The 17,546-nt window shown below is 41.0% G+C and carries 15 protein-coding genes; 11 read left to right on the plus strand and 4 right to left on the minus strand.

The window, feature by feature from the left end; all coding sequences use genetic code 11:
* Positions 1–15 precede the first annotated feature (15 nt).
* From G7074_RS09970 to G7074_RS09990, 5 genes are read left to right on the plus strand one after another with little or no spacing between them, the layout of a single operon-like run.
* Positions 16–3,603, plus strand: a complete 3,588-nt coding sequence (locus G7074_RS09970) for a response regulator (protein ID WP_166208207.1) — start codon at positions 16–18, stop codon at positions 3,601–3,603.
* A 16-nt stretch (positions 3,604–3,619) separates the two neighbouring features.
* The gene (locus G7074_RS09975) at positions 3,620–3,991 is read left to right on the plus strand and encodes a two-component system response regulator (RefSeq protein ID WP_124558871.1); all 372 of its coding nucleotides are present in this window, start codon (positions 3,620–3,622) and stop codon (positions 3,989–3,991) included.
* A 2-nt stretch (positions 3,992–3,993) separates the two neighbouring features.
* Positions 3,994–4,812 carry a protein-glutamate O-methyltransferase CheR gene (locus G7074_RS09980; protein WP_124558870.1) on the plus strand — a complete coding sequence of 273 codons (819 nt, stop codon included), beginning with the start codon at positions 3,994–3,996 and terminating at the stop codon, positions 4,810–4,812.
* Positions 4,797–5,381 (plus strand): chemotaxis protein CheB, encoded by a 585-nt coding sequence (locus tag G7074_RS09985; protein WP_124558869.1) that lies wholly within the window; start codon positions 4,797–4,799, stop codon positions 5,379–5,381. Before G7074_RS09980 ends, G7074_RS09985 begins: the two co-directional genes overlap by 16 nt.
* 24 nt (positions 5,382–5,405) lie before the next feature.
* A complete protein-coding gene (locus tag G7074_RS09990) occupies positions 5,406–5,771 on the plus strand; it encodes a response regulator (protein ID WP_124558868.1) in 366 nt (121 codons plus the stop codon).
* 295 nt (positions 5,772–6,066) lie between these two features.
* Here the strand turns inward: G7074_RS09990 and G7074_RS09995 are convergent, their stop codons facing one another.
* The 4 genes from G7074_RS09995 to G7074_RS10010 all read right to left on the minus strand — a co-directional run bounded on the left by G7074_RS09995 (position 6,067) and on the right by G7074_RS10010 (position 11,298).
* Positions 6,067–7,023: a DUF3137 domain-containing protein gene (locus G7074_RS09995; RefSeq protein ID WP_124558867.1), complete on the minus strand. Its 957-nt coding sequence runs from the start codon at positions 7,021–7,023 to the stop codon at positions 6,067–6,069.
* The gene (locus G7074_RS10000) at positions 7,023–7,580 is read right to left on the minus strand and encodes a LemA family protein (protein WP_124558866.1); all 558 of its coding nucleotides are present in this window, start codon (positions 7,578–7,580) and stop codon (positions 7,023–7,025) included. The genes G7074_RS09995 and G7074_RS10000 overlap by 1 nt, the downstream gene beginning before the upstream one ends.
* A 47-nt stretch (positions 7,581–7,627) precedes the next feature.
* Positions 7,628–9,445, minus strand: a complete 1,818-nt coding sequence (locus G7074_RS10005; protein ID WP_166208210.1) for a DUF748 domain-containing protein — start codon at positions 9,443–9,445, stop codon at positions 7,628–7,630.
* Between the two features lie 65 nt (positions 9,446–9,510).
* On the minus strand, positions 9,511–11,298 hold the full coding sequence (locus G7074_RS10010; protein WP_166208212.1) for a DUF748 domain-containing protein: 1,788 nt from the start codon (positions 11,296–11,298) through the stop codon (positions 9,511–9,513).
* Positions 11,299–11,544: 246 nt separating this feature from the next.
* On the opposite strand from G7074_RS10010, the gene miaB reads away from it, so the two are divergent.
* From miaB to G7074_RS10040, 6 genes are all read left to right on the plus strand, one after another.
* A complete protein-coding gene (gene miaB, locus G7074_RS10015; RefSeq protein ID WP_166208215.1) occupies positions 11,545–12,963 on the plus strand; it encodes a tRNA (N6-isopentenyl adenosine(37)-C2)-methylthiotransferase MiaB in 1,419 nt (472 codons plus the stop codon).
* Positions 12,964–13,053: 90 nt separating this feature from the next.
* Positions 13,054–14,301 carry a sigma 54-interacting transcriptional regulator gene (locus tag G7074_RS10020; RefSeq protein ID WP_124558862.1) on the plus strand — a complete coding sequence of 416 codons (1,248 nt, stop codon included), beginning with the start codon at positions 13,054–13,056 and terminating at the stop codon, positions 14,299–14,301.
* Between the two features lie 55 nt (positions 14,302–14,356).
* Entirely contained in the window at positions 14,357–14,869 is a 513-nt protein-coding gene (locus tag G7074_RS10025; RefSeq protein ID WP_317125518.1) for an LptE family protein, read from the plus strand.
* A gap of 74 nt (positions 14,870–14,943) precedes the next feature.
* Positions 14,944–15,966, plus strand: coding sequence for a hypothetical protein (locus G7074_RS10030; RefSeq protein WP_124558861.1), 1,023 nt, complete (start codon positions 14,944–14,946; stop codon positions 15,964–15,966).
* A 13-nt stretch (positions 15,967–15,979) separates the two neighbouring features.
* Positions 15,980–16,345: a preprotein translocase subunit SecG gene (gene secG, locus G7074_RS10035; RefSeq protein WP_166208218.1), complete on the plus strand. Its 366-nt coding sequence runs from the start codon at positions 15,980–15,982 to the stop codon at positions 16,343–16,345.
* A gap of 141 nt (positions 16,346–16,486) precedes the next feature.
* On the plus strand, positions 16,487–17,512 hold the full coding sequence (locus tag G7074_RS10040; RefSeq protein WP_124558860.1) for a cell wall metabolism sensor histidine kinase WalK: 1,026 nt from the start codon (positions 16,487–16,489) through the stop codon (positions 17,510–17,512).
* Positions 17,513–17,546: the final 34 nt, after the last annotated feature.

A 17,546-nucleotide genomic window follows, 5' to 3' on the forward strand; every position in this document is an offset into this window, starting at 1 on the left:
GCTTTAATTCCTATAATGAAAACAACCCTTAAAAATAACCTGCGTTTGGGCCTTGGCCTTTCGTTGATTATTCTGTTTATCAGTTCGCTGGCATCGTACACCAGTATTAGTAACCTGATTAAAAGTACCGATCTGGTAAAACACAGCGATGAGGTGATTTTAAGCGCCGAAGGTGTAATCTCGACCTTAAAAGATGCCGAAACCGGTCAGCGGGGTTATCTTTTAACAGGGAACAAGATCTTTTTGCAGCCCTATTACGGTTCTACCGATACGGCCATGAACGCCCTGAACAAAATGCAGGTACTAACCAAAGATAACCCTCTGCAACAGAAAAATATTAAAGCACTAAGGGATATTATGGGCCGCAGGCTAAATATTATTACCTCTACCATCGAAATTAAATCGCTGGGCGGACAAATTGACCCTACCGTGCTTTTACAGGGCAAAACCTATATGGACCAGGCAAGGGCAGTTGTAGCCGGGATGGTTAGCGAGGAAAGAAGATTATTAGAGAGCCGTACCATCGAACTCAATAAACTGACTGCTTATACGCCAGTTTTAATATTGGTGGCTGCTTTACTGGCGGTGCTCATTACCCTGTTTTTTTATAGAAAAGTTTCTATCGATTTTGATGAACGCGTTAAGCTTCAGAATGAAATTGAGGATAAAAAGTACGAAATGGAAAAGCGTATTCTGGCAATTAAAGAAATTGCACATCAGATTTCTATTGGTAACTATGGCGTAAAGCTCGATAGCCAGACCCGCGATGATATTGGAGAACTTTCCGATTCGTTAAATACCATGTCAGCCTCATTAAAAAAATCGTTCGATACACTTGAAGAAAATGAATGGCTGCAAACAGGCGTGGCCAATCTGAACGTTAAAATGGTTGGCGAAAAAGATGTTTTTCATCTGGCCGAAGATATTATTGCCTTTCTTGCCACTTACACCAAAAGCCAGATTGGTGCTTTATATCTTTTTAAAGACGACGGATACTTGCATTTGAAAGGGCAATATGCCTTGCAGGGACAAAATTTAACACAAACTTTAGAAATCGGACAGGGATTAATTGGCCAGGCCGTAAAATCGGGCAAATCAATCTTGCTGGATGATGTGCCTCAAAATGAGCTTACCATTAGCCATGCCACAGGCAACATAAGGCCTGCACAGTTAATTGTACTGCCTATTATTAGAAATGAAATTTCTATTGGTGGTTTGGAACTGGGTACCATTGGCAAATACACCGATTTACAGCTGCACTTTTTAAACCTGGTATCAACCGATGTAGGTACCGCGTTGCTGGGGGCGCAGAATCGTCAGAAATTGCAGCAGCTGCTGGAAGAAACCCAGGCACAATCTGAAGAGCTGCAGGTGCAACACAATGAACTGGAGGGTTTAAATGCCGAGCTTGAGGCGCAGGCGCAGAAACTTCAGGCAAGCGAAGAAGAGCTCCGGGTACAACAGGAAGAATTGTTGCAAAGCAACCAGGAGCTGGAAGAAAGAAGCAGCTTACTGGAAGAGAAAAACGAACTGATTGAAGAGCGCAATGTCGAAATTCAGCAAAAAGCCGAGGCTTTAGAATTAAGTACCAGATACAAATCTGAGTTTCTAGCCAACATGTCGCACGAGCTAAGAACGCCACTCAATTCGATTCTGCTTTTATCGAGGTTGATGGCCGAAAATGAAGCAATGGACCGCGAACACCAGGAGTATGCCGAAGTGATTCAAAGCTCGGGACAAGGCTTGTTGAGCTTAATTGATGAGATTTTGGATTTATCCAAAATAGAAGCGGGTAAAATGGAACTCGATCGTACCAACATTAAAGTGGACGATATTGTGCTTAATATGCGTGCACTCTTTAACCCGATGGCCAGGGATAAAAACTTAACATTCGAAATTGAAAAATCGGCAGCGGTGCCCGAGTTTTTTCATACTGATAAAATGCGCTTAGAGCAGATTATTAAAAATCTACTGTCGAATGCCATTAAGTTTACCACTGTAGGTACTGTAACCTTAGCCATCGAAAAAAATGATAAACTGGCTGCCTTGGTATTTAAAGTTACTGATACCGGTGTGGGTATTGCACCCGAAAAGCAGGGCATGGTTTTCGAGGCCTTTCAGCAGGCCGATGGTTCTACCCGCCGTAAATTTGGTGGTACCGGCTTAGGCTTGTCCATCAGTCGTGAGCTGGCTAAACTGTTGGGTGGTTACATCGAATTAAAAAGTAAGGAAAACGAAGGCAGTGTTTTCACCTTGACCTTGCCTATCGATAAAAATAAGGGCTTTGATGGTGTAATTGCAAATTTAGACCAACCAACAACCACAATTACGGAGCATACAGCTAAAAAAATAAATCCCTTAACCGTAGCTAATATTCCTCAGGAAATAGAAGACGACAGGGAGAATATCCAGCCGGATGATAAAGTGATTTTGATTGTGGAGGATGATACCCCTTTTGCCAAAACATTGCTGGATTTTACCCGGAAAAGAAATTACAAAGGATTAGTGGCTGTGCGTGGCGATATGGGTATTGAAATGGCCAAAACCTATAAACCGCTGGCTATACTGCTCGATATTCAGCTGCCGGTTAAAGATGGCTGGCAGGTAATGGAAGAATTGAAATCAGATCCTTCAACCCGGCCGATTCCGGTGCACATTATGTCGTCGTTACAGGTAAAGAAAGAAAGTTTGTTAAAAGGAGCGGTTGATTTTATCAATAAGCCGTTTGCTTTTGAGCACATGCAGGAAATCTTTGCCAAACTGGAACATGCTTTAAGTCGCCACCCTAAAAAGGTACTTATTGTCGAAGAAAATGAACAGCATGCCAAGGCTTTAAGCTACTTTTTAAGCAATTTTAACATCCAGACAGAAATTGTAAATCAGGTAAACGAAAGTGTTTCGGCTTTGCACAAACCAGAGGTGAATTGTGTAATCCTGGATATGGGCATTCCCGATAAACATGCTTACGAAACGCTGGAGGTGGTGAAAAAAACTCCCGGCTTGGAAAACCTGCCCATTATCATTTTTACAGGCAAAAACCTCTCAAAAGGCGAAGAGAACCGGATAAAACAATATGCCGATTCTATAGTGGTAAAAACCGCACATTCGTATCAGCGCATTTTAGATGAAGCGGGGCTGTTTTTGCACCTGGTAGAGGAAAAAAGCAAAGAGAAAACCAAAACCACCAAAAAGTTCTCGGAGTTGCAGGATGTGTTAAAAGGGAAAACCGTTTTGGTGGCTGATGATGATGTGCGTAACATTTTTTCATTAACGAAGATGCTGGAGCAACACCAGATGAAAGTTTTGGCCGCTACAGATGGAAAAGAAGCACTAAAACTTTTGAACGAAAACGCCGATGTAGATGTGGTGCTGATGGATATGATGATGCCCGAGCTGGATGGTTACGAAACAACAACGGCCATCAGGCAGGATCTTAAATACCGTAACCTGCCAATATTGGCTGTAACGGCAAAGGCCATGATGGGCGACCGCGAAAAGTGCATCGCAGCAGGTGCTTCAGACTATATCAGCAAACCGGTAGATATGGATCAGTTAATCTCTTTATTGCGGGTTTGGCTGTACGAAAATCATCATAAATCATAAAACATTTTAATCTGTTATGCCTCAAAAGTTAATTCTCATTATTGATGATGACAATCGAAACATTTTTGCCCTGAAGGCTGTTTTAAAGGCCAAAGGATTCAATTGTTTGTCAGCTATAAGCGCTCATGATGGTTTTTCTATTATAGAAGAACACGATAATGTTGCCATTGTGTTAATGGATATGATGATGCCGGATATGGATGGTTATCAGGCCATTGCCGCGATGAAAAAATCGGCCAAAATGCGAAATATACCTGTTTTGGCAGTAACTGCCCAGGCCATGGTTGGCGATAAAGAACGTTGCCTCAGTGCAGGTGCATCGGGCTATGTTTCAAAGCCGATAAACGTTGATGAATTGTTAATGCAGATAGAAAAATTTACCAACTAGCAGTGATAAGTGAAGTGATAGATAATGAGCAGGTTGAACTGTTGCTGAACGATGTTTTAGAAACTCATGGCTATGATTTTCTCGAATATTCGCATGCTTCGATAAAAAGGAGGATTACGCGGCTCTATGCGCTCGATAGTTTTGTAAGCTTTGCTGAGTTTCGTTATACTGTAAGAACCGATAAGCAATATTTTAAACGTTTTCTGGAAGAAATTACGGTTAATGTTACCGAAATGTTCCGCGATCCGTCTTTTTATAAGGCCCTGCGTAATGATGTACTTCCGGTTTTGGGTACCTATCCTTTCATACGCATTTGGGTTGCAGGCTGCTCTACCGGCGAGGAGGCCTATTCGCTGGCTATTTTGTTAAAAGAATTAAACCTGTTAAACAAATCGCTTATTTATGCCACAGATATTAATCCATCTGTTTTAGAAAAGGCAAAAAAAGGCATGTTTCCTTTAAATTACCTCAAACAGTATTCTGAAAATTACCAGCAAGCGGGCGGTACCAAAGATTTTTCTACCTATTACACGGCAAACTATTCGCTGGCTAAATTTGATGAGTGTTTGAGTAGTAAAATGATTTTTTCTACCCACAACCTGGTTTCTGACCATTCTTTTAACGAGTTTCAGCTTATTCTGTGCCGGAATGTATTAATTTACTTTGATAAAGACCTGCAGCATAAGGTTTTTAACCTGTTCGATAATAGTATCGAAAATTTGGGTTATTTGGCCTTAGGTAGCAAAGAAAGTTTGGAGTTTTGGCCTAAAGCCAAAGCATATAGAAGGATTAAACTGGAGAAAATATGGAGAAAACTGTAAATACAGCCTCCTGTAGCGCATTAATTATAGGGGGCTCTGCCGGTAGTTTAGATGTATTGCTCGAAATTTTTCCTCAGCTAAGCCAGGACCTCAAGTTCCCCATTATACTGGTGGTACACCGCAAAGCCAGCAACGAATCGCTGCTTACCGATTTGATTAGAAACCGCACTTCGCTGTTGGTTAGCGAGGCTGAAGAAAAGGAATTGTTAACAGCAGGAAAGGTATTTATTGCACCAGCCGATTATCATTTGCTGATAGAAGAAGACCACAGTATTTCGCTCGATTATTCAGAAAAAATAAATTATTCGCGCCCTTCAATCGATGTTACCTTTCAGTCTGCTGCAGAGGTTTTTAAGGTAGGCCTGGTGTGCATTTTGCTCTCAGGATCTAATGCCGATGGGGTAGAGGGGTTAAAAAGTGTAAACAATTTTGGGGGTAAAGTGGTTATACAAAATCCAAATACGGCCATAATGCCGTATATGCCCCAGCAAGCGGTACTGCAGGTACAGCCGCATGTGGTTTTGGATGGTCATGATATGGCCGCGTATATAAATAAATTGAATAATTAATTTACTTTTTCGGAGGTTAAATATATGGCAGGTGTAAAGAAAGTATTTGTTTTTGATGATAACAGGGATATCCTTGATCTATGTACATTTATTTTAGAGGATGCAGGTTACGAAATCAAAACATCTGAAAATGCAAACGATATAGAAAAACAGGTGGCCGAGTACATGCCCGATTTAATTTTTATGGATAACTGGCTACCCGATTTGGGAGGCATACAGGCTACAAAAGCTTTAAAAAGTCACCCCGATTTAAAACACATACCCGTAATTTATTTTTCGGCTAATAACGATATTTCTTCGCTTGCCGATGAGGCTGGTGCCGATAGCTATTTATCAAAACCTTTTGATATTGCCGCCTTGGAGGATATTGTGAGAAAGCATTTAAGTTAGGACTGTAACGATATTATTTAACCGCAAAGCGCGCAAAGACCAAACGCAAAGAACGCTAAGCAATGGAGTATAGTATCAAAATTGTAAGCCCCTTTGCGTACTCTGCGAAACACTTCGCGACTTTTGCGGTTAAACGAAAGATAATTTCAGCCACGGATTCACGGAAAGCATGGATATTTGGTGCAATTTGAATGTCTCATTTCCTCTGTGCAATACTTCGTACCCTTTGTGGTAAAAAATACTAATGTTATTTATCTACGTAACAATTCGCGACTTTTGCGGTTAAACTTATTAGTTATGCCTTCCCCCAGATGCGCGTATTCAAATCCAGTTCCTGTACAATATCATACATAAATTTAACAGCTGTAATATCATCGTTCAGGGTTTCGGCATTAATTAAAGATTTAAACACCGGTGGTTCGAAATAATTCCGGTTTAGCGGGAAAGCGATATACATCCTTGATTCGATAAATGATAAGGTAATCTCGTACTTGGATTCGCGGTTAAGCGTTAAAATCCGATCCATCATAGCCGGAGTTAAAATATAACGCGCTTCCACCTGATCAGAGCCATAAGTTACAAAGGTTTTGTCAAAATCAGGGTTTTCGAGCTTTACTACATCACTATCACCAAAGGAGAAGATGTTTTTCGAAAACCAGGCGCCCAGTGCATTTGCAAAGCCCTTCGGACGCACAATGGTTATTCCGTTAAAGTTTTTGTTAAAATCAGCTGCAAAAATAATCCCTCTAAAAATGTCGTGCCATTCGGTGCGTGTACCATTTTTAGTTTGCGTTACTGTTTTGTATTCGGCATGTACCTCGGCAAAGTAAAACCTGGTTTTCCCGGCACTTCCGGTTACTAAGTCTTCCGTATTGTAACGATCAGGTTTTTGGGTGAAAAGCTGTGTATAAACAAATTCAGAAGCATCAATACCAGCGCCCGGCTGTAGCGCTAAGCTTTCGTCTAAAAATTTAAGTGCAGCACCAATTACATCGCGTTTATAAGCATTTTTATAAGCCCTTAAATCGTCGCCGATTTTATAATGCAGCACCGCACCATAAATAAAAGGGATTAACCCGCCAATAACTGCGGGGATGGGAAAGCCCAATATAAAGCAGATAACAGCTATGGCTATACCCAGCAAAATAAAAATATAGCCTTTGATTTGGGTTGAGGCAATTTTTTTGCGCTCAAGATCCATCGTAGCCAACACCTGCTGCAAGGCTACATTTCCTTCAATACCGAATTGCATTAGTTATTGAAAAGATCTTTTGCGCTAATGTTTTTGCGTTCTTCGGCTGCAGTTTCTAGAACCGGTGTAGGCTGAAAGTTAAGCATGCCGGCAAATAAACTTCCCGGAAACATCATAATGGCGTTGTTGTAATCGGTAACACTGGCATTATAGGTTCTTCTGGCTGCGGCAATCTGCTCTTCACTTTCGGTCCAGGTGGTTTGCAGGTTTATAAAATTGGTGTTGGCCTTTAAATCAGGGTAGTTTTCAATGTTTACCATTAAACCCTTCATGCTGCTGCTCAGCTCACTGTCTAGTTGCGCTTTTTCGGAAGGTGTAATGTTTCCCGAGGTTGCTTTGGCCCTGAGTTCAACAATTTTGGTTAAGGTTCCCTGTTCGTAAGTAGTATATTGTTTTACCACTTCAACAAGGTTTGGAATTAAATCGAAACGTTTTTTAAGCATTACATCAATGGCCGAAAAGGCATTGGTAACCTGGTTTTTCTTTCCGATAAGGGAGTTGTAAAAGAAAATTCCGAAAAGGAATATAACACCGATAATAATGAGGGCAATAATCATAATTGTAGTTTAAGGTTTAGAGTATAAATATATACAAACGTTACAAATTAACGCTTTTCGCGTTTTTCTAATCGTTCGCGGTTTTGGCGGCGCTCCAGTCTTTTCTGTTTTCGCTGCAGGTGACTTTCTCTCATGGCCTTAAATTTGGCAATATGCGCCTTCACTTCGTTCTGTTTTTCTTCGGTAATGCCAATGCTGTATTTTATGCCTGTAAAAAGGCTGCGCCATATCATGCTAAAAAATGAAGTATTGGCCGGGCGACTATAGTTTACGCTTAAAGGAATAAGTTTTCCGTCGGGACCCGGGTTTTCTGATTTGATGATTAGTGCATTGGCTAAGAATGATAGCAGGCCTCTTGTAACCAGGTGATCCTTTTCGGGGTCGTTCCTCATCAATGCAACCGAAAGGTCGTAGTACGAGAAGGCAACCGTGCCTTTAGCGCCCGAATCGTTAGCCTTGAAATTGAATTTAAGCTGATCTACATTGCCTCGGTTAATGCGTACAAGCCCCAACGGCTTGGTAATCTGGTTCAATACACGTGCATTAAAGCTATGGAGAGTTCCGTTATATGAAAAGGCACCATCATTAGCGGTAAGGTCGAATACAAAATTTACATCCAGTTTGCCCTGGCCGCAGAGGTAGGTAGTAAGATTGGCTTCCATAACTGGATTTATGGCCTTAATTTTTTGAAGGTTGGTGGCGTTTTTAATAAAGCCCGAAGTATGCTGAAAAGTAATTTGTCCTTTCTGGTTACTTTCGTTATTGTAAACTGCATAGTTAATGCCTACATCTTTCACTTGTATTTTTTGCACCAAAATAGGCATGTTAACACGTTGCAGCAGCTGGTGTGGAAACCTGCCAATTTTATTCTCTACCGGTTTTTGTTTAAGCCCTTTTTGGCTAAATACCGAAACAAAGCCATTTGCTATAGCCATCTCTTTTGCCCAAAGCTCTTGTTTGCTAATGTAAAGGGGCATGTCGATCCCGTTAAACATGATGTCGTTCATGCTGATATTAAAACGCTCGCGGGCATATCCGGCAACTTTTCCAAAGGCCATTTCATCATGCAGGGGTACAAGGGCAAAATGGTTAACCCGCAACTTACCGGTGCTGGCCCTGAAATCGAGCTTTTCCAGCTTAATATCGTACATCTTATTGGGCGTGCGGTAAGCATAATCGTTCAGGTTGATGACAATATCTTTAAGCAGATAAAAACGGGTTGGGTCTTCTGCCGAGGTAGAATCAACCAGTAAATCGGTGAGGGTAATATTCAGATCATCAATAGCAAAAGGTACCTCTTTTTTAAGGTTGTTGTTTACGTATTTAAAGCTTACATCCCTAAACCGAATCGATTTGATGCTAAACTCCTTAAGGTTTTTGGAAATAAAAGCATAAGGCGATTTAATTGGGCGTGGTGCCCGGCCCTCGTTAAAGGCAAACTGCCGGTTTACCATGCTAACCTCGGGCTTATCAAATAAAACCTCTTCCAGCTGCAGTTTTCTTTCGCGGTAAAGTGTTAAGGGGTGGAAACGTTTAACCACCAGCTTTTTTAATGAAACGGTATACAGGTTATTGGGTGCACGTTTCAGGGCTATCAACTGCTTATACCGGTTCTGATCGGGAGTGATTTTTACATTTTGGAGCGTAGCATTACCCGTAAAAATATTGGTGCTTACCTTGGTAAAGCTGATGGTGTACAAGCTATCGGTAGAAGTATAAAGCAGGGTTTTGATCCTGCTGGTAAGCATAGGGCGCGATTTTACGTTTAAAAACCAGGCAATGCCAGCCAATACCAGAAAAATACCGAGCAAGCTGCCCGTAATCCATTTTAAAACTTTATAACGATATCTTTTAGTAGCTGGCATTAAAAACGGGGACAATTTTTTAACAGCAATATACAGTTATAAAGATAATTGTAAGGCATTTAGACTTAGTTATTTTCTCTTTTTGCCTTCCTGGCAGCTTTTCTATCTGCCCGTTTTTGCTCCCTGATCTTTTTGGCAATTACCTTCTGCTGTTTTACCGGATTTTTTTCAGGCACTACGCTCACACCTACAATATCTTTAATGCCCACAAAAACCGTTTTCCACATCAGGTTAAAGAACGATGCCGAATTGATCCGGTTATTGGTCATGGTAGCCCGACGCACTGCTTCTCCCTTTTGTGGGTTTTCATTTTTCACCAATACGGTATTGGCGAGGAAAGATAAGAAGCCTTTTTCTTTGGTTCCTTCTCCATCAATATTATCAGATAAGAGTTTTATTTTTAAATTGCTATACAACATGTTCATCGAGCCGCTCGCCGACCTTAAATTTCCATCTGCTCTAAAATCGATATGCTGTACATTGCCACTTTCTATTTCTACTAATCCAAGCGCTTTCGATAAAGGGTTTAAGTTTTTCAGGTCAAAATTGCCCAGGTTTCCGCTGTAACTAAAGGCCCCATTGGGATCGGTGAGGTTAAAATCGATTTTTACATTCAATTTCCCTGCACCCATTAAGCGCGAACCGAGATCGGCGAGGGCATGATTATGTTGCTTTAAACGTGTACTATCATTGGTAACATTTAAAATGGTTCCGGTTAGCCCTTTAAACTCTACGGAGCCTGTTTTTTTGCTGGCAGGGTTATATTCAGCGTATTTTACATCTACATTTCTAAGCTTTACGGTATCAATAATGGTAGGTAAGTTTAACCGTTTCAAGGTCATGTTGGGATAATTTTGGCCTTTATCAAAACCTGGTGGAGGTGGCGATTCACGGCTCATAAATACTTCTACATTAGCCGGGCCAATTTTTAACGAGCGAGCGTGCAGCGTTTGATCGGCGTTTAAGGCAACAAAATCAACTCCGTTAAGTTCTATTTTATCAAAAGCTAAATTGTAGCGGTCTTTCTGTACCTTGTATTTCCGGGTAAAAGTTAATTCGGAGTACAAAGGCAAAAGGGTAAAGCCTTTAGCGGTTATGCGTTTTGATTTGGCAGAGCCCGTAATGGTATCTACCTTCATCGAATACATTTTATTTTTGGTAACGGACTTATAGCCCGCAAGCTGAAAGGATATATCTTTGGTATAATAGAACCTGGTTGTATCATTACCTGAAAGCGAATCCAGTAAAAAATCGTTAACCGTAATATCGAGGTGTTTAATTGAGTTTTTTACTTTTTTAGTTCCCGTTTTATTAATATAATCGAAATCGGCATCTACAATCTTTATCGCCTTAACATGGATGGATTTAAAAATCTTCGATACCTGGTCGTAAAGTGTTTTTTCGTTTTTAATGGTATCGGCTTTTTTAGGCACCTTGTTGTAAATCATATTGATGGAAGGCTGCTGTAAAATAATTTCGCTTACTGCTACCTTTTTTTTAAAATAGGCCGTTAATATACCAACGCGGCTAATCTGTAGTTTTTTTAACTTCAGCTCAAAGGTATGCGTAGGTGCCAGCCTGGCTACTTTTAAACTATCGAAAACCAAAGGGTTGGGGGTTAGCGTTACATCGCGTAGGGCCAGACTACCTGTAATTACATTCAGGTTGATGCTTTTAAAATCGATTTGATAGAGGTGGTGCGAACCATTATACACCCCGGCCTTTATTTCTTCGGTAAGCAGGGGCTTCCATCTGGCACTCAAAAACATGGCGCCGAATAATAAAATCAGGATTAAGATCCCAAGGATACTGCCAATCCAGATCCAAACTTTGTTTTTATGTTGAGCTGTCATTTTTATGGCTTAATTGATACGTAACAGATGTAAGGGAGAAAGGTTTTTGATAGGCCGAAAGCTTAAAGTCTAAAGCGGAAGGACCAAAGTTGGATATGCTTTGGTAAAAACCAGATAAGGGTACGCTTTATTAACACGAAAAGTGCGGGATCATAATCATACTGTAAACATTTAAACAAAATATGTCAATTTGTCACTTTTAATTTTATTTGTGTATTTTTGCAATCCCCAAAATGTTTTTAAATAATGATTGATTTACAAGTACCAGATAAGACGCATGATGAGGCAAGGCAAGGCGAAGCGTTAATTTTAGATACGCCAGTAAAAGCCGATGCCCGCAAATTATATATCGAAAGTTATGGTTGCGCCATGAATTTTGCCGATAGCGAAATTGTTGCCTCTATTTTGTCGGAAACTGGATTTGAAACCACAGGGGATTACCATCAGGCCGATGTGATTTTTATCAATACCTGTTCAATCCGCGAAAATGCAGAAACCAGGGTTAGAAACCGCCTGTCGCAGTTTGGGGTAGAAAAACGCCGTAATCCGAAGTTAATTGTTGGCGTTTTGGGTTGTATGGCTGAGCGCTTAAAATCTAAATTTTTAGAAGAAGAGCGTTTAGTTGACGTAGTAGTAGGTCCTGATGCTTACCGCGATTTACCAAACTTAATTGAGCAGGTAGAAAGTGGTCACAAGGCTGTTAACGTACTGTTATCGCGCGAGGAAACCTATGCCGATATTAGCCCGGTACGTTTAAACAGCAACGGCATTACCGCGTTTATTTCAATTACGCGCGGTTGCAACAACATGTGCTCGTTCTGCGTGGTACCATTTACCCGTGGCCGTGAGCGTAGCCGCGATGCGCATTCGATTATTGAAGAAGCAAAAACTTTGTTTGATGGTGGTTACCGTGAGGTTACCCTTTTAGGCCAAAACGTAGATTCGTATACGTGGACATCGGAAGATGGCACCGAAACCGTAAATTTTGCGCAGCTTTTGGAGCAAACAGCTTTGGTTAGCCCCGATTTGAGAGTGCGTTTTTCTACTTCGCACCCTAAAGATATTACCGACGAAGTTTTACACACCATTGCCAAATACGATAACATTTGTAACTATATCCATTTACCAGTTCAATCGGGTAATACACGCGTGCTTGAATTGATGAACCGGACATATACCCGCGAATGGTATATCAACCGTATCGATGCCATCCGTAATATTATTCCCGGTTGTGCAATTTCGACCGATATTATTGCCGGTTTCTGTACCGAAACAGAAGAAGAGCACCAGGAAACGTTGAGTATGATGGATTATGTGGAGTACGATTTTGCCTATAATTTTACCTATTCTGAGCGTCCGGGTACTTTAGCTGCACGGAAACTCGAAGATGATATCCCTGAAGATGTTAAGAAACGCCGTTTGGCCGAAATTCTGGCGAAGCAACAGGCGCACTCGTTAATGCGTTTGCAGGAGTGGGTAGGAAAAACCGTTCGTGTTTTAATTGAAGGCACTTCAAAAAAATCAGATAAAGACTATTGCGGAAGAGGTGATAGCGGTGCGATGGCCATTTTTCCGGCTATTGAAGGTGTTAAACCCGGCCAGTACGCAAATGTATTTATCGAGAAATGTACATCTGCTACACTGATCGGTAAAATCGTGTCGTAAATCCGTTATGCTGTTCTGATTTATCTGGATCAGCATCTTAAACCAAAGAGACACTGAAACAAGTTCAGTGTGACGAAACATTAAAGAAGAATGGATACACAAAATATTAAACAACGTTTCGGTATTATTGGCAATTCGCCTTTGCTTAACCGTGCTATAGATATTGCCAGCCAGGTAGCGCCTACTGATATGTCGGTATTGATAACCGGCGAAAGCGGTAGCGGTAAAGAGGTGTTCTCGCAAATTATCCACCAAATGAGCGCCCGTAAACACGGTGCCTTTATTGCCGTAAACTGCGGTGCCATTCCCGAAGGAACGATAGATTCGGAACTTTTTGGTCACGAAAAGGGATCTTTTACCGGCGCACACGAGGCACGTAAAGGTTATTTTGAAGTAGCCAACGGCGGAACCATTTTTTTAGATGAAGTTGCCGAATTGCCTTTAGGTACCCAGGCACGTTTGCTGCGGATTTTAGAAAGCGGCGAATATTTGCGCGTAGGTTCATCTAAAGTGCAAAAAACCGATGTACGCATTATTGCCGCAACCAATGTGGATGTGTACAACCGCGTTAAGAACGGCAAATTCCGCGAGGATTTATATTACAGGTTAAATACTGTTCCATTGCGTATCCCGGCTTTGCAGGAGCGTAAAGAAGATATTTATTTGTTGTTCAGAAAATTTGCAGCCGATTTTAGCGATAAATACCGTAGTCCGGCTTTGCACCTCGAACCAGATGCCATACAAATTTTAACCAATTACAGTTGGCCCGGAAACGTGCGTCAGTTAAAAAATATTGCCGAGCAGATTTGCGTGCTGGAGAAAGATCGCAATGTTACCGGTCAGGCTATATTAAATTATATCCCTAACGAGGCAGGTAGTAATTTGCCAATGGCCATCAATTCTCAGTCAAAAGAAGATTTTACAGAAAGGGATATTTTGTACAAAGTTCTTTTCGATATGAAAAAGGACATGGTTGAGCTGAAGAAACTGGTTGCTGAGATTATTCAGCATGGAGGCAATACTGCAACTGTTTTGGCCGATAACCCGCAATACATTAACCAGCTGTACCGTGATGTAGAGTTGCCTGCCGGACAAGAACATGCGTTTACGATACAACAACCCGCGCCAAGCAATAATAACATCAATGGCAGCAATAATGCTGATTATTTTACGCACGATGCCGAAGAGGTAGAAGAATCGTTATCGCTGATTGATAAGGAATCGGACCTGATTAAAAAAGCGTTGAAAAAGCACAAAGGCAAGCGCAAGTTTGCTGCCCAGGAACTGGGTATATCAGAACGTACCCTGTACCGTAAGATTAAAGAATTAAATTTATAAGTTTAAGCCACTGTTGCCGTTATAAGCATGCTGTAAAAAAGCATAACAATATATCATGATGAAAATTAAAATACTTGCGCTGATATTGGTTGCTACTGTATTGAGTTCGTGCTCGTACAAATTTAGCGGAGCATCTACAACAGGCTTAAAAAATGTGGCTATTCGTTTATTCGAAAACAATGCGCCATTGGTAGTACCTACCTTAAGTAACCAGCTTACGGAGGCTTTAAAAAACCGGATCCGTACCCAAACCAAACTCATTCTGGTAACCGGTGAATCTGACGCCTCTTTCGAGGGCAGGATTACAGGCTATGATATTAAACCGGTGGCACTTCAAAACAGTGCTACACCAACCTCGGGCGCCAACAGGCTTACCATTACCGTTTCGGTAAAGTATAAAAATAACATCAAAGAGCACGAGAAAGAGAGCTTTGAAGAAAGCTTTACCCGTTATTTCGATTTTCCGGTAGGTGGTGCACCCATTCAATCTTTATTGCCAGGCGCTATCGAAAATATTAACAAGCAATTGGTAGAAGATATTTTTAACCGTGCTTTTGCACAGTGGTAGGCAAAACGGCCCGTTAAACACAAAATTTTTAAAAACCCGTCTACATTTTTTTAACTTAGCAGCAAACCTCAATAATGGATAACAAACAGCTACTGGCAGATTTAATTGCGCAACCTGGAAAGGTTGGTCCAGAGCATGCATCCATGTTGCAGGAAATGGCTGAACAGTTTCCTTATGCGCAGCCTATTCAATTGCTTTTGGCAAGGGCTAATGCGGCATTTGTTCCTAAGGCCGCATTATATGGCCAGGGGCACGTACTGTTCCATATTTTAAATATGGTACCGGTTAAAGCAACCGATACTGTTGAGTTAGATGAGCAGGAAGTTTTTGAAGAAATCGGAGAGCCTGCGGCAACCGTTCTCTTAAATCAGAACAAGGCTGTTGAAGTAGAAACCCCCGATCATTTACCAGGTTCAGACAACCATTTGGTAGATCTGCCTGCTGTAGATCACTCTTTTATCGAGGCCGCATCGGCAATCGATTTCTTCGCTTTTGAAGAAAAGACAAGTACTGAAGTAGTTGCTCCGGCACCTGAAATTGAAACGGTAGTACCTGATAGTCTGGAAAAGAATTTTGTTTCTAAGTACGATGACGATGAGCTTCCCTATACCTTTTTATGGTGGCTGGCTAAAACCAGGGCAGAGCACGAACAGATTTTTCAACCTTATGCGCAGGCAAAACCGGCTAAGCAAAAACCAAAGCCACAAACCACTCAGCCACAAGAAAAGGCAGAATTTCAGCAGCAGTACGTTGAGCATATTTTTCACATTCAAACCCCTTTCGAAGTAGCAGACCATTTGGCCGAATATCCTGCTGCCGAAGTTAAGGATGTGAAAGGTGCCGAAATTATTGAACGGTTTTTAAAAGAAGACCCTACCATTAAGCCACCAAAGCCCGAACTGATTGATAATGAAAATAAGGCCAAGAAAAGTGCAGAAGATCATTACGACCTGGTTTCGGAAACTTTAGCCAAAATTTATATTGAGCAAATGCTTTACCACAAAGCCATAGATACTTATAAAAAATTAAGTTTGAAATATCCAGAAAAAAGTGGTTACTTTGCCGACCTTATCCAATCTATAGAAAAGAAATTTTAAAAATTATATTACCATGGTAACCTTTTTAGTCATTTTATTAATTATTGTATGTATCGCTTTAGGCTTATTTGTACTTATACAAAACCCTAAAGGTGGTGGTTTAGCTACAGGCGGTGGCACCAGTAACATGTTTGGTGTTCAACGTACCGGCGATGTTTTAGAAAAAGGATCTTGGGTTTTATTAACGGCAATCGTTGTTTTAACCTTGTCAATTACTACAATCGCTAAAACCAGCGGTGGTAAAGCTGCTGTTGGAAGTTCGGCTATTCAAGAGCGTTTAGATAAAACACCTTCACCATCACCACTTGGTGGAAACTTAAACAGCACTAAACCTGCTGCAACAACTCCAGCTAAAGCAGATTCTACTAAAAAATTGTAACAACAATATTTAAAGTGAAAAGCTTTCCTCAACAGGGAAAGCTTTTTGCGTTTATACGCTCTACCAAACAGCTTGTCCCGGAGCAGGCAACTTATGCCCTGCTGTTAACACATATTTAACATAAAAGCTTTAAATTGCCACATGAAATTAAGTGTGCTGGTTTTGTTTACTGCCCTTGCCGTAGGTCTATCTATTGGTATGGTTAATTTTTACTTTCAGCATAGCTGGTATTACCTGGCTATCTCTTTCGGTGTATCGTTTCTAAGCAGTTTCCTCGTTTTTTATTATCTGCTCGAAAAATACATCTATACCAAAATTAAACTCATTTATAAGCTTATTCATAACCTTAAATTAGGTAAAGATTTAAAAGATGCCCTTGGTGAGTATGTAAGCTCCGATCCAATTAATGATGTAGAGCAGGAAGTGAAAGAATGGGCCGGTGCGAAGAAAAAGGAAATCGACTTGCTTAAAAAGCAGGAGCAATTTAGGAGAGAGTTCCTTTCCAATGTTTCGCACGAGTTTAAAACACCGCTTTTTGCTATTCAGGGTTATATCGAAACCTTGCAGGATTGTTTGGTAGACGATCCGGATCAGGCTGTGTTATTTTTAAAAAAGGCCGAAAACAACGTAGAGCGTTTGAGTTACCTGATTAACGATCTGGATGCCATTTCGAAGCTGGAAACAGGCGAATCGCCCATCAATTACCAGAAATTTGATTTTGTGCAACTGGCCAAAGAGGTGATGGAAAACCTGGAAGACAGGGCGGAGAGCAAAAACATTAAACTTTTCTTTAAAGATAAATATACTGCCATAACTCCCGTTTCTGCCGATCGGGAAAAGATACGTCAGGTGTTGATTAACCTGATGGTAAACAGTATTAAATATGGGATTGATGGAGGCGAAACAGCCATTAAGATTTTCGAATTGCACGATCAGGTTTTGATTGAAGTTACCGATAACGGAATTGGCATTGAAGAAAAGCATCTGGCGAGGTTATTTGAACGTTTTTACCGCATCGATACCCATCGTGCGCGCGAGGTAGGCGGAACCGGTTTAGGTTTAGCCATTGTAAAACACATTTTAGAGGCACACCAACAAACCATATCGGTAAGAAGTACACCTGGTATCGGAACAACCTTTGCATTTACTTTGCAAAAGGGAGGGTAAGAACACTATATTTTTAGCTGTTCAAAACCAAATC

Source organism: Pedobacter sp. HDW13 (assembly GCF_011303555.1).
GTDB lineage: Bacteria > Bacteroidota > Bacteroidia > Sphingobacteriales > Sphingobacteriaceae > Pedobacter.